This is a genomic window from Ornithinicoccus sp., from assembly GCF_057176825.1.
In genome coordinates, this window is sequence record NZ_CM169976.1 from 212,296 (window position 1) to 229,964 (window position 17,669).

14 protein-coding genes are annotated in these 17,669 nt (G+C 73.4%); 3 read left to right on the forward strand and 11 right to left on the reverse strand.

Annotated elements, in window-relative coordinates; all coding sequences use genetic code 11:
- Positions 1-32: 32 nt before the first annotated feature.
- From AC1QRC_RS01155 to AC1QRC_RS01175, 5 genes are all read right to left on the reverse strand, one after another.
- A complete protein-coding gene (locus AC1QRC_RS01155; RefSeq protein ID WP_484205033.1) occupies positions 33-2,594 on the reverse strand; it encodes an ABC transporter permease in 2,562 nt (853 codons plus the stop codon).
- Positions 2,591-3,361, reverse strand: a complete 771-nt coding sequence (locus AC1QRC_RS01160) for an ABC transporter ATP-binding protein (RefSeq protein ID WP_484205034.1) — start codon at positions 3,359-3,361, stop codon at positions 2,591-2,593. Before AC1QRC_RS01160 ends, AC1QRC_RS01155 begins: the two co-directional genes overlap by 4 nt.
- A 251-nt stretch (positions 3,362-3,612) precedes the next feature.
- Positions 3,613-4,326 (reverse strand): response regulator transcription factor, encoded by a 714-nt coding sequence (locus AC1QRC_RS01165; RefSeq protein WP_484205035.1) that lies wholly within the window; start codon positions 4,324-4,326, stop codon positions 3,613-3,615.
- A gap of 6 nt (positions 4,327-4,332) precedes the next feature.
- Positions 4,333-5,580 carry a sensor histidine kinase gene (locus AC1QRC_RS01170; protein ID WP_484205036.1) on the reverse strand — a complete coding sequence of 416 codons (1,248 nt, stop codon included), beginning with the start codon at positions 5,578-5,580 and terminating at the stop codon, positions 4,333-4,335.
- An 83-nt stretch (positions 5,581-5,663) separates the two neighbouring features.
- A complete protein-coding gene (locus AC1QRC_RS01175; RefSeq protein ID WP_484205037.1) occupies positions 5,664-7,424 on the reverse strand; it encodes a BCCT family transporter in 1,761 nt (586 codons plus the stop codon).
- A gap of 120 nt (positions 7,425-7,544) precedes the next feature.
- Here AC1QRC_RS01175 and AC1QRC_RS01180 point away from each other — a divergent pair, with 120 nt between their 5' ends.
- On the forward strand, positions 7,545-8,675 hold the full coding sequence (locus tag AC1QRC_RS01180) for a winged helix DNA-binding domain-containing protein (protein WP_484205038.1): 1,131 nt from the start codon (positions 7,545-7,547) through the stop codon (positions 8,673-8,675).
- Positions 8,676-8,708: 33 nt separating this feature from the next.
- Here the strand turns inward: AC1QRC_RS01180 and hutI are convergent, their stop codons facing one another.
- The 3 genes from hutI to AC1QRC_RS01195 are packed head-to-tail and all read right to left on the reverse strand — an operon-like array spanning position 8,709 to position 12,575.
- A complete protein-coding gene (hutI, locus tag AC1QRC_RS01185) occupies positions 8,709-9,896 on the reverse strand; it encodes an imidazolonepropionase (RefSeq protein WP_484205039.1) in 1,188 nt (395 codons plus the stop codon).
- A gap of 49 nt (positions 9,897-9,945) precedes the next feature.
- A complete protein-coding gene (locus AC1QRC_RS01190) occupies positions 9,946-11,319 on the reverse strand; it encodes a formimidoylglutamate deiminase (RefSeq protein WP_484205040.1) in 1,374 nt (457 codons plus the stop codon).
- A complete protein-coding gene (locus AC1QRC_RS01195; RefSeq protein WP_484205041.1) occupies positions 11,316-12,575 on the reverse strand; it encodes an allantoate amidohydrolase in 1,260 nt (419 codons plus the stop codon). Before AC1QRC_RS01195 ends, AC1QRC_RS01190 begins: the two co-directional genes overlap by 4 nt.
- Before the next feature lie 65 nt (positions 12,576-12,640).
- Between AC1QRC_RS01195 and AC1QRC_RS01200 the strand changes: the two genes are divergently transcribed.
- Together AC1QRC_RS01200 and AC1QRC_RS01205 are read left to right on the forward strand one after the other, a co-directional pair.
- The gene (locus AC1QRC_RS01200; RefSeq protein WP_484205042.1) at positions 12,641-13,114 is read left to right on the forward strand and encodes an aminoacyl-tRNA deacylase; all 474 of its coding nucleotides are present in this window, start codon (positions 12,641-12,643) and stop codon (positions 13,112-13,114) included.
- A gap of 49 nt (positions 13,115-13,163) precedes the next feature.
- Positions 13,164-13,793, forward strand: coding sequence for a VOC family protein (locus AC1QRC_RS01205; RefSeq protein ID WP_484205043.1), 630 nt, complete (start codon positions 13,164-13,166; stop codon positions 13,791-13,793).
- 37 nt (positions 13,794-13,830) lie between these two features.
- Here the strand turns inward: AC1QRC_RS01205 and hutU are convergent, their stop codons facing one another.
- The 3 genes from hutU to AC1QRC_RS01220 form a co-directional block, all read right to left on the reverse strand.
- Positions 13,831-15,486 (reverse strand): urocanate hydratase, encoded by a 1,656-nt coding sequence (hutU, locus tag AC1QRC_RS01210; RefSeq protein WP_484205044.1) that lies wholly within the window; start codon positions 15,484-15,486, stop codon positions 13,831-13,833.
- 70 nt (positions 15,487-15,556) lie between these two features.
- Positions 15,557-17,128 carry a histidine ammonia-lyase gene (gene hutH, locus AC1QRC_RS01215; RefSeq protein WP_484205045.1) on the reverse strand — a complete coding sequence of 524 codons (1,572 nt, stop codon included), beginning with the start codon at positions 17,126-17,128 and terminating at the stop codon, positions 15,557-15,559.
- 72 nt (positions 17,129-17,200) lie between these two features.
- Positions 17,201-17,656: a hypothetical protein gene (locus AC1QRC_RS01220; RefSeq protein WP_484205046.1), complete on the reverse strand. Its 456-nt coding sequence runs from the start codon at positions 17,654-17,656 to the stop codon at positions 17,201-17,203.
- Positions 17,657-17,669: the final 13 nt, after the last annotated feature.

A 17,669-nucleotide genomic window follows, 5' to 3' on the forward strand; every position in this document is an offset into this window, starting at 1 on the left:
CGGCATACGGCACACGACTCACGGCATACGGCTCAGGGCACCGCCAACCCCGCGGCCGGGGCGATCCGCGCGGCCCGTCGGGCCGGCAGCACCGAGGCCAGCAGGCCCGCCACGACCGCCAGCCCCAGGACCGCGGCCAGCTCGCCCCACGGCACCCCCAGCACGACGGGGGTGTCGTCCGGCATCAGGGTCTGCACGCCGAGCCAGGCGTAGGTCGTGCCCAGCGCCACCCCCAGCACCGCGCTGACGACCGCCACGAGGAGCCCCTCGGTGGTCAGCATCGCCCGCAGCTGGCGCCGGGTCAGCCCCAGGGCGCGGACCAGCGCGTTCTCGCGGGTGCGCTCCAGCACCGACAGGGCCAGCGTGTTGGCGATGCCGACGACCGCGATGAGGACCGCGACCCCGAGCAGGCCGGTCGTGACGAGCACCAGGACCCGCAGCACGTTCTCCATCTCGGCCCGCAGGGCGGCCGCCCCGTCGACCCAGGCACCCTCGGGCTCCACGACCCCGCGGATGTCGGTGACCACCGCGCCGACGTCGGCGTTGTCCGCGAGCCGGATCGCGACCCCGGCGGTGCCCGCGTCCGGGGCGAGCTCCTCCAGCGTCGGCGCGGGGACCAGCCAACCGTGGCCCAGACTGGCCGCCACGAGGGTGACCTCGCGACTCCCCGCCGGTCCGGTGAGGGTCATCGTCTGCCCCTCGCTCAGCCCGTAGGCGCGCAACTCGTCCCGGGGCATCCCCAGGGTGCCGGGTCGCAGCCCGTCCAGCACCGCGGGGTCCCGCAGCGCCGGCGTGAGGCCGGCCGGGTCCACCCCGTATGCGGGGGCCTGGGTGAGCATCGCGCCGTCGCCCTCCGCGAGCTCCAGGAGGGCCCCCGGCAGCGGGGCGGCAACCTCGACCCCGTCGAGGGCGTCGACCTGATCCACCACCGCCGGCCCGAGGGCGCGGAGCGCACTCTCGTCCGGGACCTGGCCGTCCGTGACCTGCGACCAGTCGTAGGTTGCCTGGACGGCCACGTCCAGCGGGAAGCTGGCGTTGATCTCCTGGTCCGCCGTCCGGGCCGCCGAGGCGGCCCCCACGGAGGTCATGGTGATGAGGGTGACCCCGATGAGCAGGGCCGCGCTGGTCGCCGCGACCCGGGCGGGATTGCTCACCGCGTTGCCGACCGCGAGCCGCCCGGGCACGCCGGCCGCCCGGGCGGGCACGCCCAGGACCCGGATCGCAGCCGGCACCAGGAAGACGGCGCCGACCAGCACCCCGACGAAGCTGAGCAGCCCGCCGAGGACCCCGATCGGCACCGACCGCTCCGCCACGGCATACCCCAGGGCCGCAGCGCCGGCCCCGACCAAGCCCACGGCGCCCACGATCCGGGCCACGCCGGGACGGGAGGCCGCGGCCGGGGTGCCCACCGGCTGGAGCGCGGTCAACGGCGCCACGCGGGTCGCCCGGCGGGTGGGCCACCAGGCCGCCGCCATCGTGACCACCAGGCCGACCAGCCAGGGCGCGACCAGGGCGGTCGTGCTGGGCACCAGCGCCAGCTCGATCGGCATCCCGAGGTCGACCTCGCCGACGACGGAGGCCGCCGCGGCGACGACGCCGACCCCGGCGAGCACCCCGAGGGTCGAGGCGACCGCGCCGAGCAGCAGCGCCTCCAGCAACACGGTCCGGCGGACCTGGCCGCGGCTGGCCCCGACGCAGCGCAGCAGGGCGAGCTCCCGGGTGCGCTGGGCCAGGACGATGGTGAAGGTGTTGGCGATGACCAGCGCGGTCGTGGCGAGGGCGACGGCACCGAACCCGAGCAGCACCGGGCCGAGCAGGTCCGTCCCGCCGGTGACCGCCTCGACGCGGGCGGCCGCCTCCTGCGCCCCCGTGCGCACCGTCGACCCCGGCGCCGCCTCCTCGATCTGCGCGCGCGCCCGTTCCTCGCCGGCACCCGCCAGGTCGAGCGCGACGTGCTCGAACTCCACGTTTCCGCTCCAGACGGGCAGCGCTTCCTCGGCGGCCACGACGACGTCCTGCCAGGCCAGACGCGGGTCGTCGCCGACCTCGACCACCCCGACGATCGTGGGGCTGACCGGCCCCGGCTCGCCTGCGGCACCGGTCTCCTCCTCAGCCAGGGGATAGGGGGTGAAGGTGACGGTGTCGCCCACCCCGGCACCGGAGGCGCGGGCGTAGTCGGCGGAGACCGCGACCTCCTGCGTCCCGGTCGGTGCCCGGCCCTCCAGGAGGGCGGCCCCGGTGCCCTGCGGCATGGTCGTGGCCAGCATCGGCGCGTCCTCGGCGCCCGTCCCGTAGACCCGCGCCGAGACGTCCACCACGTCCAAGCCCTCGAGCTCGCGCAGCGCCCCGACGGTCTCCGGGGCGAGCCGTTCGGCCCCGTCGGTCACCACGAGGTCGCGCCCGGCCACCGCGCCCGCGACGGTGTCCTGGACGCCCCTGTTCAGGGCGTTCAGGGCCAGCAACGTGGTGGTCACGAAGGCCACGCCGAGCATGACGGCCAGGACCGTCGCCCCCAGCCGGCGGGCGTGGCCCCGCAGTCCCGCGACGGCGAGCATCCCGGTGCCCGCCCCGGCGCCGCGTGCGCCGGCACTCATCGCGTGCCCAGCCCGGCGAGCCGCTCGAGCACGTGCTCGGGCGTCGGGTCCTCGATCTCGTCGGCCACGCGGCCGTCGGAGAGCAGCAGCACCCGGTCGGCATACCCGGCGGCGACGGGGTCGTGCGTCACCATCACCACAGACTGCCCCCACCGGTCGACACTGCGCCGCAGCAGGCTCAGCACCTCGGCCCCGGTGCGGGAGTCCAGCGCGCCGGTGGGCTCGTCGGCAAACACCACGTCCGGTCGGGTGACCAGCGCCCGGGCCAGGGCGACCCGCTGCTGCTGCCCGCCGGAGAGCTCCCCCGGACGGTGCGCGAGACGGTCCTCCAGCCCCAACCCGGTCACCACCGACCGCAGCCACGCCGGGTCCCCCTGCGACCCGGCGAGCTGCAGGGGCAAGACGATGTTCTGCTCGGCCGTGAGGGTCGGCAGCAGGTTGAAGGACTGGAAGACGAAGCCGACCCGCGATCGCCGCAGCCTGGTCAGCGCCGTGTCGTTCAGGTCGGTCAACTCCACATCGCCCAGGAACACCCGGCCCGAGGTCGGGGTGTCGAGCCCGGCCAGCAGGTGCATCAGGGTCGACTTGCCCGAGCCGCTCGGGCCCATGATGGCGGTGAAGCGGCTCGCCTCGATCTGCACGTCCACGCCGTCCAGGGCGCGCACGGCGGTCTCACCGGCGCCGTAGGTCTTGGTCAGGTCGGTCGCGCTGGCGGCCAGCGCCGTGCCAGCGCTCGGGGCACCGGTCGGGATCAGGGTTTCGGTCATGCCAGCAACGCTATGGAGGGCACCCCCGCCCCGTCGTCGGCCCGCGGACTGGACCTGCGCAGTGCCCGCTACGACGCCGGACGCACCCCTCGTCATACCGGGGGTGGACCAATTTTCGTAGCGGGTTTGCCGTCTCGACCCGCATCTTCGTAGCGGATTTGCTGCCGTCGGCGCGCAGTGTCATGCGTCCTCCCTGTGCAGAACCACGCCAAAAATCCGGGAAGGGCGGACAAAACCTCGGCAAAAATTGGCTAGGGGCCGACGAGTCCGGTCTCGTAGGCGGTGATCACCATGTGGACCCGGTCGCGCAGGCCCAGCTTGTGCAGGATCCGACCGATGTGGGTCTTCACCGTGGCCTCGGCCAGGAACAGCTCGCCCGCGATCTCGGAGTTGCTCAGGCCGCGACCGACGGCGACCAGCACCTCGCGCTCCCGGTCGGTGAGCGCCGCGAGGCGCTCCTCGGCGCGCGCGGCGGCCGACGGCTCGTCGGACCCGGGCCCCGGCAGGTGCTCCACGAACCGCTCGAGCATCCGCCGGGTCGTGCTGGGCGCCACGACGGCATCGCCGGCGTGCACCGCCCGGATGGCGCTGAGCAGCTCGGCGGGGCCGGCGTCCTTGAGCAGGAAACCAGCGGCCCCGGCCCGCAGCGCCGCGAAGGCGTACTCGTCCAGGTCGAAGGTGGTCAGCACCAGCACCTTCGGTGTCGGGCCGGCGTCGGAGAGCCGCTGGGTCGCCTGCACGCCGTCCAGCCGCGGCATCCGGATGTCCATCAGCACGACGTCGGGCCGCACGGCGGGGATCGCCTCCAGCGCGGCCTGCCCGTCACCGGCCTCCCCGACGACGGTCATGTCCTCCTGGGCGTCCAGCACCATCCGGAAGCCGGCGCGGACCAGCTCCTGGTCATCGACCAGGAACAGCCGGACCGGCCCGTCACCTGTCGCTGCCGCAGTGTCCTGCTCGTTCACCACACCTCACCCATCCCAGCGTCCTCCTGTCTCCGGGTCGCCCCGGTCCAGCGGGATCGAGGCGACCACCTCGAACCCTCCTTCCGCGCGCGGACCGGCATACAGCGTGCCGCCGAGCACCTCGACCCGCTCGCGCATCCCGATGATCCCGTTGCCCTGCCCGTCGCCGGTGCCCCGCCCCGCCCCGTCGTCGGTGACCCGCACCAGCAGCGCCGAGGGGTTGCTCAGCACGTCCACCACGGCAGCGGCGCCACGCCCCCCGTGCTTGAGCACGTTGGTGAGCGACTCCTGCACGACCCGGTATGCCGCGAGGTCGGCCTCGCGGGACAGGCGCCCCAGGTCGGCGCGCACCGTGAGCCGGACCGGGATGCCGGAGTCCTGCAGCCGCTGGACGAGGTCGTCCAGGTGCGCCAGGCCCTGGGCCGGGGTGTACTCGGCAGTGCTGCCGCTCTCCCGCAGCACCCCCACCAGCCGGCGGGTGTCGGCGAGGGCCTCCCGGGCGGTCGCCGCCAGGGTCTCCAGGGTCTGGGCGGCCTGGTCCAGCGCCGCCCGGTCGCCGCCCTGCGCGGCCGCGCGGTCCAGCGCGGCCCGGGCGGTGTAGGCCCCGCCGTCGGCCTGCACCACGACCACCGACAGGGAGTGGGCGACGATGTCGTGCATCTCCCGGGCGATCGCGGCCCGCTCCCCGGAGGCGGCCAGCGCCTCCCGCTGGGCCTGGTCCCGGGCGAGCGCCTCGTTCTGCTCGCGCAGCCGGGAGACCACGGCCTTGCGGCGCCGCACGACGTCCCCGAGGACCCACGCCGTCGTCACGGCCATCGCGAGCACGACGACGAACGGCAGGATCTGCAGCAGCACCGTGTCCGACGTGGGGTACTCGGAGGCGAAGACCCAGTCCACCGCCGCGACGACCGATCCGACCAGGCCCAGGCCCAGCACGGCCAGCGACCGCCACCGCTCCCGGGCGTGTGCCGCGACGCTGTAGATGACGATGAGCACCGCGACGTTCGCGCCGAGCGGGGTGCTCATCAACGCCACCTGGACCAGACATCCCGCGGCGACCAGCACGGCCGCGGTCAGCGGCTCGACCCGGCGCAGCGCCAGCGGCAGCACCTGCAGGGCCGAGACCAGCAGGTAGGAGTCGGTGGCGGGCAACCCTGCCCCCGCCACCAGCACGAACAGCAGCGCCAGGCTCGTGGCCAGGTCGACGAGGAACGGGTGGTCGCGCAGCCACCGATAGCCCGCTCGCACACCCATGGAGCCGACTGTATGCGGATCGGTCGCCTGGATGCGTCAGACCGCGGTCGACAGGTGGGTACGACCGCGGTCTGACGCGTGGTTCACGTGCGGGTGTCGCTCAGGTGGGGGTGTCGCCGCGTCGCGAGAGCACCTTGTCCACGTGCTTCTCGACGTGCTCCTCTACGGGCTCGCCGAAGTGCTCCTGGAAGTTGTCGGTGAGCTCGCTCGTCACCTCCGAGCCGACCGCCCGGGCCATCTCGGCCCGTGCCTGACGCCGGTTGGCGCGCACCATGGCCGCGTGCTCGCTGCGGAGCTCGCGGTAGGTGGCGTAACACATGGCGAGCATGATGACGCTGAACGGCAACGCCGTGATGATGGCGCCGGTCTGCAACGCGCCCAGACCACCGGCCAGCAGCAGACCGATGGCCACGGTGCCCTCGATGACACGACCACAGCACCCGGCTCCAGGTGGGCGGCTCCGGGTCACCGCCGGAGGCCAACATGTCGACCACCAGCGAGCCGGAGTCCGAGGAGGTGATGAAGAAGATGGTGATCAGCACGATGGCGACGCCGGAGAGCAGGCCCGCCGCGGGCAGCCCGTCGATCAGGTTGAACAGCACGTTCTCCGGGACCACCGAGGGGTTGCCCTCCTCGTCCGTGCCGACCAGCCCGCCCTCGCCGAAGATCTCCCGGTAGAAGGCGCTCCCGCCGAGCACGGAGAACCAGAGGAAGGTCACGAAGGTCGGGACCAGGAGCACGCCGGCCACAAACTCGCGGATCGTGCGGCCGCGGGAGATACGGGCGATGAACACACCGACGAAGGGTGCCCAGGAGATCCACCAGCCCCAGTAGAAGGTGGTCCACGCGCCCTGCCAGACCTGCCCCGCGTCACCGGAAAAGGCGTTGGTGCTGAAGGTGAGCTGGACGACCTGCTGCAGGTAGACCCCGATGTTCTGGATCCACTCGCGGAGCAGGAACAGGGTCGGGCCGAGCAGCAGGATCGCCAGCAGGAAGCAGCCGGCCATGATCAGGTTGATGTTGGACAGCCACTTGATGCCCTTGCCGACGCCGCTGACCACCGAGGCGGTCGCCATGAGGGTGATCACCCCGATGAGCACGACGAGCACCAGGTCGGTTGACTCCTCGACGACCCCCATGTGCTCCAGGCCGGCGGCGATCTGCTGCACGCCGATGCCCAGCGAGGTGGCGACACCGGCAACGGTGCCGACGATCGCGACCGAGTCGATCACGTCGCCGACCCAACCGCGGACCCGGTTGCCCAGGAGCGGCTCGAGGGCCCAGCGGATCGAGACGGGGCGGCCCTTGCGGTGGATCGCGTAGGCCAGGGCCAGACCGACCACGACGTAGATGGCCCAGGCGTGGAAGCCCCAGTGCAGGAAGACCTGCGCCATGGCGTTCTGCGCGAGCTCGGCACCCTCACCGGGCATCCCCGGCTTGGGGTCGGAGGCAAAGAAGGTGAGCGGCTCCGCGGCCCCCCAGAAGACCAGACCGATGCCCATCCCGGCGGCGAACAGCATGGAGAACCAGGCCGCGACGCCGAACTCGGGCTCCTCGTCGTCCTTGCCCAGCTTGATGTCGCCGAAGCGGCTCAGCCCCATCCACAGGGAGAAGCCCACGAAGACGGCGACGATGACCACGTAGTACCAGCCGAACCCGCTGACGATCGTCTCCTGGATCGTCTGGAGCGCGGCCTCGGTGCCGCTGGGGAAGGCGATGGCGAAGAAGCAGGCCAGGACCAGCACCGACAGGGACGGCCAGAAGACGCCGGGGTGGACGCCTCCCCACCCCTTGTTCATGATGAGGTCCTCCTGGGACGGTTCGTGCTGCGGTGGGGCAGTCAAGGAATGCTCCTTCGGGCTGTTCAGCGGGCGTTCAGGTCCGTCGGCAACCCTGACAGGTTGGCCGTGCGGACCGCAAAACGACCCACCGCCCGATCGGCCCCGGGGTGCTAGCGTCGACGGGTGAGCACCGTTCTGTCGCTGCGGATCCTGAACCGGTCGACGCTGCGCCGACAGGGACTGTTGGAACCGTTCGCAGGGTCGGTCGCCGAGGTCGTGGACCGGGTGGCCGGGCTGCAGGCCCAGCACGCCAACCCGCCCCACATCGCGTTGTGGTCCCGCCGCACCGGGCACCGGCTCACCGACCTCGACGACGCCCTCGACGACCGCTCCGTGGTGCGGGCCACGCTGGTCCGCAGCACCCTGCACATCGTCGCCGCCACGGCATACCCGGATCTCAACCGCGCGTCGGCGGTGTCCCGGCTGGCCACCTGGGGGCCCAGCGCCGAGCGGGCCGGGGTGGACCTGCTCGGGCTGAACGATGAGGTCCGCGCCTTCTGCGCCGAGCCGCACACCGGCCCCGAGATCGCCGACCACCTGGACCGGCAGCACGTCGGCGTCGATGCTGACGGCTCGATCCCGGACGGGGTGCGCAACGCCTGGTTCCAGCTCGGCACGGCCGGTGGCAGCCTGGTCCACGTCCCGCCGAGCGGACACTGGAAGCAGCACGACCGCCCGCAGTTCCTCGTCGCCCGCCGCTGGCTGGGCGAGTTCTCCGAGCCCGACCCCGAGGATGCCCTCACCGGCACCATCGAGCGCTACCTCACGGCATACGGACCCGCCTCGCTCGAGGACATCATGAAGTGGAGCGGCCAGTCCCGGAAAGGTCAGGTCAGGGCGGCGTTGGACGCCCTCGCCGACCGGTTGGTGCACTACCGGGACGAGGACGGCCGGGACCTGCTGGACCGTGCCGGGCTGGAGCCCGCCGACGACGGGCCTGCCCGACCGCGGTTCCTGGCGCGGTGGGACAGCGCCCTCATCGGGTATGCCGCACGCGACCGGATCCTGCCCCCGGAGCACCGGGCCGCGGTCGCCAAGAAGAACGGGGACTTCCTGCCGTCCTTCCTGGTGGACGGATTCGTCGCCGGCCTGTGGTCGGTCACCGCGAAGAAGGGGCGGGCCACGCTGGAGTTGCAGCCGTTCGGCCCCGTCCCCCGCGCGGACCGTGCCGACCTGGAGGAGACCGGCCAGGCCCTGGTGCGCTACGTCGAGCCGGACGCCGACGCCCACGAGGTCCGCTGGTCCCGGGCCTGAGGCACGCAGCCCCCTCCCCGGCCCGGCCGTCGCTCAGACCTGCAGGGTGTGCGCGATCGGCACCCCGACCCGGTAGGGGATGTGCAGGTAGCTCGGCGCATCGAGCACCGCCATCTCGGCCAGCGCCCCGTGCCGCACGACGCCGACGTCCTCCCTCCGCAGCGACTGCGCGGCGACCACCGTCGCGGCCCGCACCGTCTCGGCCGGGGTCATCCCCATCTCGCGGACGGCCAGCGCCATCATCAGCGGCATCGAGGAGGAGTAGCAGGTGCCCGGGTTGCAGTCCGTCGCGAGCGCGACCTGCACCCCGGCGTCGATGAGACGCCTCGCGTCGGGGTAGGGCGAGCGCGTCGAGAACTCCACCCCCGGCAGCAGCGTCGCGACCGTGTCGCCGTCGGCGAGGGCCGCCACGTCCTCGTCGGAGAGGTAGGTGCAGTGGTCCACGCTGGCGGCGCCGAGCTCGACCGCCAGCTGCACGCCCGGCCCGTGCCCGAGCTGGTTGCCGTGCACCCGCAGGCCCAGCCCCGCATCGCGGCCGGCGGTGAGGATGTGCCGGGCCTCCTCCCCGGTGAAGGCGTGCGGGCTGGCCGGCTCACAGAAGACGTCGACCCACTTGGCGTGGGGGGCCGCGGCGGCCAGCATCTCGCCCGCGACGAGGTCGACGTATGCGGACCGGTCGCCCCGGTGCTCCGGTGGCACCACGTGCCCGCCCAGGTAGGTGACCTCCTCGGTGACCTCCGCCGCCAGCCGCAGCGCCCGGACCTCGTCCTGCACGGTGAGCCCGTAGCCGGACTTGATCTCCACGGTCGTGGTGCCCTGCCGCCGCATCTCCTCCACGCGGGCCCCGATGAGGTCGCGGAGCGTCGCGTCGTCGGCCGCCCTGGTCGCCTCGACCGTCGTGGCGATCCCACCACCGTCGTAGGGCGTCCCGGTCATCCGGGCCGCGAACTCCGCGGACCGGTCGCCGGCAAAGACCAGGTGGGCGTGGCTGTCCACGAAGCCCGGCAGCACCGCCTTGCCCCCGAGGTCGATCGACCAGTCCGCGGCAGGCGCCCGGTCGGCCTGGCCGACCCACTGCACGCTCGTCGGCGCGTCCTCGTACGGCGTCCCGACGACCACCGCGGCGTCCCGCAGCAGCCCGAGCCCCTCACTGTGGTCGGCGCCCTCCAACGTCGGGTCGCAGGTGATGAGCTCGCTGATGCCGGTGACGAGGATGGCCATGGGCCAAGTCTGTCAGGATGCGGGGCCGACCGTGTGCGGCCGGCGGCCCCTACGCCCAGAGCTGCTCCAGCACGCCGGTCAGCTGGCTGCCCACGGTGCGGGACTCCTCGAGGCGGTGGCGTCCCTCGGTGACGATGGTCTGCCCGTCGACGACGACGGTGTCCACGTCGGCGGCGGTCGCGGCGAGCAGCACCTGACCGGGGTCGGCCCCGGCGGTGCGGACGGTGTCGAGCCGCACCGCGACCAGGTCGGCACGGGCCCCGACCTCGATGCGCCCGGCGTCGGGCCAGCCGATCGAGGCGTGGGCGGTGGCCGCCTCGAGCAGCTGCCCGGGGGCGAACCTGCCGCGCTCCAGGGTGCGCAGCCGCTCATGCATCTCTAGGGCCCGCGCCTCCTCGATGAGGTCGACGACGGCGTGCTGGTCCGAGCCGAGGGACAACTGCACCCCGGCGTCCCACAGCTCGCGGGCCGGGCCGATCCCATCCGCGAGGTCGCGCTCGGTCGTGGGGCAGAAGCACGCGGTGGCCTGCGCCGCGCCGAGCAGGCCGATGTCCTCCCCGGTCAGGTGCGTGGCGTGGACGGCGCTCAGGTGGGGAGCGAGCACCCCCTCCTCCGCCAGCAGCTGGGTGGGGGTCAGCCCGTGGACGGCCAGGCACGCCTCGTTCTCCGCAGGCTGCTCCGACAGGTGGATGTGGAGGGGGTCCGTCCCGTCGACGACGCCACAGTCGGGCACCAACCCGAGCTGGTCGCGCGGGACGGCCCGGACCGAGTGGATCGCCCCGCCCATGCGCAGGTGCCCCGGCCCACCCGCCGTGTGGTCGGCCAGCCGGGAGACACGGGCGGCCCAGGAGGCGACGTCACCGTCGCCGAACCGCAGTTGCGGCCCGGCCAGGGGCACGTGCCCGTCGGCGGTCAGTCCCCCGGCCAGGTAGCAGGTGTCCAGCAGGGTCAGCCTGATCCCCGCCTGCCCGGCCGCCTCCACCAGGGCGGCGCCCATCGCGTTGGGGTCGTCGTAGGGGACGCCGCCGGGGCCGTGGTGCAGGTAGTGGAACTCCCCGACCGCGGTGATCCCGGCGAGGGCCATCTCGGCGTAGACGCCGCGGGCCAGCTCCAGGTAACTGTCCGGATCCAGCCGCGCGGACACGGCATACATCCCCTCCCGCCACGTCCAGAAGGTGCCGCCGCCGTCGTGGGTGCGCCCCCGCAGCGCCCGGTGGAACGCGTGGCTGTGGCAGTTCGCCAGACCCGGGAGGACCACGCCCGGCAGCCGCTCGGCACCGTCCCCGGCGGCCTGCGCCGGGGGCACCCCCGGCTGCACCCGGGTGAACCGACCGTTGTCGGCGACCAGGAGCACGTCGCGGGCCAGCCCGTCGGGCAGGTGCGCGTAGGAAGCGTGCCACCGTTCCTGACCGATGGAGCTCACGGCTGCACCGTCCCGGCGGTCGCGTCCGGGGCCGCGTCCGTGAGGTCGGCGACGCACGCGGCGAGCGCCTCCACCCCGGCGTGGCAGTCGTCCCGCTCCGCGTGCTCGGCCGGGCTGTGCGACACGCCGGTGGGGTTGCGGACGAAGAGCATCGCCGAGGGCACCCCGGCCGTGGCCAGGATGCCGGCGTCGTGCCCCGCACCGGTGCCCAGCACCGGCACGCTGAGCTCGGTCGCCGTGCCGAGGGTGGTGCGCAGCCGGTCGGACAGGCCGGTGTCGAAGGCCGTCGAGGGCGTCCAGGACTCCTCGGTCACGGTGGCACCGAAGTCACGGGCCCGGGCGGTGAGCTCGGCCACGGTGGCCCGCACCGCCTCCGGGTCGGCGCCCCGACTGTCCAACCAACCGGTCACGTGGCTCGGGATGGCGTTGACCCCGCCCGGCTCGACCGCGACCTTGCCGACCGTCGCGACGCACCCCTGCTGGGACGCCACGTGCCGGGCGGTGAGCACCAGGTCGGCGTAGCCGAGCATCGCGTCGCGGCGGTCTTCCAACCGGGTGGTCCCGGCGTGGTTGGCCTCGCCCGGGAAGTCGAACCGCCACCGGCCGTGCGGCCAGATGTCGCTGGCGACGGCCACCGGCAGGTCCAGGTCGACCAGCCCGCGCCCCTGCTCGACGTGCAGCTCGACGAAGGCGCCGACCCGGCGCAGCGTCTCCTGGTCCGGCCCGATCGCTGCGGGGTCGCGGCCCGCGGCCCGCAGCGCGTCGGCCATCGTGGTCCCGTCGGCATCGGTGAGCCCCAGCGCCCGCTCGGCGGTCATCGCGCCGGTGATCACGCGGGACCCCGCGCAGGCCACGCCGAACCGGGCGCCCTCCTCGTCCACGAAGTTCACGACCGCGAGCGGCCGGCCCGGCGTGAGCCCCTGCGCGCGCAACGCGTCGACCACGGCGAGCGCGGAGACCACACCCAGCGGTCCGTCATACGCCCCGCCGTCCGGCACCGAGTCCAGGTGCGAGCCGATCGCCACCCCCTGACCGGGGGCCGCGTCGGGGTCCCCCCACCAGGCCCACTGGTTGCCCATCCGGTCCTCGACCAGGTCCAGCCCGCGCTCGGCGCACTGCGCCGCGAACCACTCGCGCAGGGTGTGGTCCTCCCGGGTCCAGGCGAAGCGTCGGTAGCCACCGGAGCGGGCCCGCCCGACGGGCTCCAGCTCCTCCCACATCCGGTCGAACTGCGCCGCGCTGTTCTGTGAGGTCACCCTCCTGACCCTAGGGCGGTCGGAGCGTCGGGGGAAGGCGCCCCGGGCCGTGGCACCCTGGGGTGATGAGCGAGGAACGCGCCGTCGCGGCGGTCGAGGCCACCGGCATCCCGTATGCCGTCACCCGCCACGGGCGGGTCCGCAGCCTGGAGGAGGCGGCGGCCGCCCGCGGGGTCGCACCGCGCGACCTGATCAAGACCCTGGTGGTGCGGCGCGCCGAGGACGACTACCTGTTCGTCCTGGTCCCCGGCGACCGGGAGATCTCCTGGCCCAAGCTGCGGGCGCTGCTCGGGGTCAGTCGGCTGTCCATGCCGGACGCCGCTGCCGCACAGGAGGCCACCGGCTACGAGCGCGGCACGATCACCCCGTTCGGCTCCACCACGGCGTGGCCGGTCATCGCCGACGCCAGCATCGTGGAGCCCGCGGACCGGACGATCTCGCTCGGTGGCGGGGCTCACGGCGTCGGCCTGACGGTCGACGCCCGGGCCGTCGTGGAGGCCCTCCAGGCGCAGGTCGCGGACGTGACCTCCGTCTCATGACCTGCCTCGGAGTGCCGACGCTCCCAGGCTAGGGGGTAAATTGGGGCCCGTGCAGACAAGGATCGACCACCTCGTCCTGGCCGGTCCCGACCTTTCGCAACTCGTCGACCACGTCGCCGAACTGACGGGAGTGGAACCGCAGGACGGAGGCCCCCACCCCGGGCTCGGCACCCACAACGCCCTCCTCGGGCTCGGTGGGATGCGCTATCTCGAGCTCGTCGCCCCGGACCCCGGTCAGCCCGAGCCGGATCAGCCACGTCCCTTCGGGATCGACGGACTCACCGCTCCCTCGCTCGTCGGCTGGGCGGTCCGCACGCGGGGCATCACCGAGTTGGTCGACGCGGCACGACACTCCGGCTACGACCCGGGTGACGTCGTCGCGATGAGTCGCCAGCAGCCGTCCGGGCAGACCCTGCAGTGGCAGGTCACCGGGCTGTCGGGCGGGCTCGGCGGCATCCTGCCGTTCCTCATCGAGTGGGACGAGACCCCGCACCCCAGCGAGGGGCTGCCGCTCGTCGAGCTGGTCACCCTCGACGTGGTCCACCCCGACCCCAACGCCGTGGCCGCCGGGCTCCGGGCGCTCCGGCTGCGCACCGGCGCCCCGGTCCGGATCGAGACCGGGCCGCCGCGGCTCACCGCGACCCTCAACACCGCCGAGGGCCGCGTCGAGCTCTCCTGAGGCGTCGTCAACCTGCGCGCTCACTCCTGCCGCATCCTCACTCCTCGCGCATCGGGACCCGCACCCCGCGCTCCTGCGAGACCTCCTCTGCCTCGGCATACCCGGCGTCGACGTGGCGGATCACGCCCATGCCCGGGTCGTTGGTGAGGACCCGCTCCAGCTTCTGCCGGGCCAGGTCGGTGCCGTCGGCCAGCGAGACCTGGCCCGCGTGCATCGACCGGCCGATGCCGACCCCACCGCCGTGGTGCAGCGACACCCACGACGCTCCGGACGAGGTGTTGACCAGGGCGTTGAGCAGCGGCCAGTCGGCGATCGCGTCGGACCCGTCGGCCATCGACTCGGTCTCCCGGTAGGGACTGGCGACCGAGCCGCAGTCCAGGTGGTCGCGGCCGATCACGATCGGCGCCTCGACCTCGCCCGCGGCGACCATGTCGTTGAACTTCACCCCGGCCTTGTCCCGCTCGCCGTAGCCGAGCCAGCAGATCCGGGCCGGGAGCCCCTCGAAGGCGACCTTCTCGCCGGCGCCGCGCAGCCACTTCTGCAGGTGGTCGTTGTCCGGAAACAGGTCCATCACCGCCTTGTCCGTCGCGGCGATGTCGGCCGGGTTGCCGGACAGCGCGGCCCACCGGAACGGGCCCTTGCCCTCGCAGAACAGCGGCCGAATGTAGGCCGGGACGAAGCCCGGGAACTCGAAGGCCCGCTCGAAGCCGCCCTTGCGCGCCTCGTCGCGGATGCTGTTGCCGTAGTCGAAGACCTCGGCGCCGCCGTCCAGGAAGCCGACCATTGCCTCCACGTGCTTGGCCATCGAGGCCTGCGCCCGGTCGGTGAACTCCTCCGGCTTCTTGGCCGCGAGGTCGGCCCAGTCCTCCAGGGCGACCCCCTCGGGCAGGTAGGACAGCGGGTCGTGCGCCGACGTCTGGTCGGTCACGATGTCGATCGGCACGCCGCGCCGCAGCAGCTCGGGGAACACCTCGGCGGCGTTGCCGACGACGCCGATGGAGACCGCTTCCTTGGCCTCCTTGGCGGCGAGCGCCCGCTCCACCGCGGCGTCGAGGTTGTCGGCGACCTCGTCCAGGTAGCGCGACTTCACCCGGCGCCGCAGCCGCGACTCGTCGACGTCGACGATGAGGCAGACCCCGCCGTTCAGGGTGACCGCGAGCGGCTGGGCCCCACCCATCCCGCCACAGCCCCCGGTGAGGGTCAGCGTCCCGGCCAGCGTGTCGGCATACCGCTTGGCCGCGACAGCGGCAAACGTCTCGTAGGTGCCCTGCAGGATCCCCTGGGTGCCGATGTAGATCCACGAGCCGGCGGTCATCTGCCCGTACATCGTCAGCCCCAGCTGCTCCAGCCGCCGGAACTCCGGCCAGGTCGCCCAGTCCGGCACCAGGTTGGAGTTGGCGATGAGGACGCGGGGTGCCCACTCGTGGGTCTGGAAGACCCCGACCGGGCGGCCAGACTGGACCAGCATGGTCTCGTCCTCGCGCAGCGTCGTCAGGGTCCGGACCATGGCGTCGAAGGACTTCCAGTCCCGCGCGGCGCGGCCGGTGCCGCCGTAGACGACGAGGTCGTCCGGGCGTTCGGCGACCTCGGGGTCCAGGTTGTTCATCAGCATCCGCAGGGGGGCCTCGGTCGCCCAGCTGCGTGCGGTGAGGGTGGTGCCGCGGGCTGCGCGGACGGGGCGTGCGCCTTCCATGATGACTCCTTGTGGGTATGCCGTGTGGTGGGTATGTCGTGTGCTGGGCTGCTGCTCTCGGGCCGGTGGGTCAGCGCAGGGCGCCGGTGACCTCCTCCGCCGCGTGTCGGACTCGGCCGTCGGCGACCAGGTCGACGACGGTCTCGATCTCGGGGGCCAGGAACCGGTCCGGGCCCGGGCCGGCGACGGGCTCGTAGTCGTCGCCGCCACCGCGCAGGAGCGCGACGACGGCGGCGGACGCCGCGGCGGGCTGGAGGGGGGCGCGCAGGTCCAGCGCCCTGGCCGCGGTGAGCACCTCGACGGCCAGCACCCTGGTGAGCCCGTCGATGCTGCGGCGCAGCTTGCGCGCCGCCGACCAGCCCATCGAGACGTGGTCCTCCTGCATCGCCGAGGACGGGATGGAGTCGACGCTGGCCGGCGCCGCGAGCCGCTTGAGCTCGGAGACGATGGCGGCCTGGGTGTACTGGGCGATCATGTGGCCCGAGTCGACCCCGGGGTCGTCGGCCAGGAACGGGTTGAGCCCGTGGTTGCGCGCCACGTCGAGGAAGCGGTCGGTGCGGCGTTCGGAGATGCTGGCCACGTCGGCGACCACGATCGCCAGGAAGTCCAGCACGTAGGCGACGGGGGCACCGTGGAAGTTGCCGTTGGACTCCACCCGGCCGTCGGGCGTCACCACCGGGTTGTCGACGGCGGCGGCCAGCTCGTGTCCGGCCACGGCACGGGCGTGCGCCATGGTGTCCCGTGCCGCCCCGTGCACCTGCGGGCTGCACCGGAGGGAGTAGGCGTCCTGCACCCTGGTGCACGCGTCCGGGTCGCGGTGGCTGTCCCGGATGGGGCTGCCCGCCATGACGGCGCGCAGGTTCTCGGCCGAGAGCGCCTGGCCCGGGTGCGGCCGCAGCGCCTGCAGGTCCGCCGCGAAGACGTCATCGGTGCCGAGCTGGCCCTCGACGCTCATGGCGGCCGCGATGTCGGCCGTGGTCAGCAGGGTGTCCAGGTCGTGCAGCGCCAGCAGCAGCATGCCGAGCATGCCGTCGGTGCCGTTGATGAGGGCCAGTCCCTCCTTCTCGGCGAGCTGCACCGGCTCGATGCCGGCGGTGGCCAGGGCGTCCGAGGCGTCCATCAGGTCCCCGTCCGCGTCCCGGACCAGTCCCTCCCCCATCACGGCGAGCGCGCAGTGGGCCAGCGGCGCCAGGTCCCCGGAGCACCCCAGGGAGCCGTACTCGTGCACCACCGGGGTGATGCCCGCGTTGAGCAGTGCGGCATACGCCTGCGCGGTGTCCGGATGCACGCCGGTGCGGCCGGTCGCCAGGGTCGAGAGCCGCAGCAGCATCGTGGCCCGGACCACCTCGCGCTCCACCTCGGGACCGGACCCGGCCGCGTGGCTGCGCACCAGGCTGCGTTGCAGCTGGGCCCGCATGTCCGCGGGGATGTGCTTGGTCGCCAGCGCCCCGAATCCGGTCGAGATCCCGTAGTGCGGCACCGGGTCCTCGGCGAGGGCCTCGATGACCCGCCGGCTGGCCGTGATCCCCTCGAGTGCCTCCGCCGCGATCTCCACCGGGGCCCCGTGGCGGGCGACCGCGACGACCTCGGCGGGCGACAGGGGGCCGGTGCGGACGGTGACGGTGCTCAGTGGGTTGGTCATAGGTGACATTCCACCGGTCCCCGACCGTTCGGCATACCCATTGCCGTCGGGTTGTGTCTCACTGGTGAGACATCACGCCTGGTCGCCCGACGCCGCCTCTGCCTGGGCCGTGGCCGCGGTGACGCGTGCGGTGTTGATGCGCGGGAGGGCGTACCAGAGGAGGGCCAGGTGGGCCACGCCCGCGAGCAGGAACGGGGCACGCAGGGCCCAGTCCCGGCCGAGCACCGGCTCACCCAGCGTCACCAGCAGGCCCCCGAGGAGGGTCCCCAGGGAGATCGTGCCCCAGCCGAAGAACCGGTAGACCGAGTTGACCCGGCCGAGCAGGTGGTCGGGGATGATGCGCTGGCGCAGCGAGACGGTGATGACGTTCCACAGCACCATGAAGAACCCGCCGACGATGCCCACGAGCCAGAAGGCGGGCGCCCAGCTGACCAGGCCCATCACGGCAAACACGACCCCCGACCCGGCGATCGAGACCAGGAGTGCGGTGCCGTGCGTCAGCCGGGCTGCCGCCCGGTCGGCCAGCACGCGAGCCCAGGAC

Bases quoted from the DNA above. Each gene is read 5' to 3' on its own strand.
- AC1QRC_RS01200 (WP_484205042.1), top strand. From the start codon at position 12,641: ATGAGCGAGGAACGCGCCGTCGCGGCGGTCGAGGCCACCGGCATCCCG.
- AC1QRC_RS01160 (WP_484205034.1), bottom strand. From the start codon at position 3,361: ATGACCGAAACCCTGATCCCGACCGGTGCCCCGAGCGCTGGCACGGCG.
- hutH (WP_484205045.1), bottom strand. From the start codon at position 17,128: ATGACCAACCCACTGAGCACCGTCACCGTCCGCACCGGCCCCCTGTCG.
- AC1QRC_RS01155 (WP_484205033.1), bottom strand. From the start codon at position 2,594: ATGAGTGCCGGCGCACGCGGCGCCGGGGCGGGCACCGGGATGCTCGCC.
- hutU (WP_484205044.1), bottom strand. From the start codon at position 15,486: ATGGAAGGCGCACGCCCCGTCCGCGCAGCCCGCGGCACCACCCTCACC.
- AC1QRC_RS01170 (WP_484205036.1), bottom strand. From the start codon at position 5,580: ATGGGTGTGCGAGCGGGCTATCGGTGGCTGCGCGACCACCCGTTCCTC.
- hutI (WP_484205039.1), bottom strand. From the start codon at position 9,896: ATGGCCATCCTCGTCACCGGCATCAGCGAGCTCATCACCTGCGACCCG.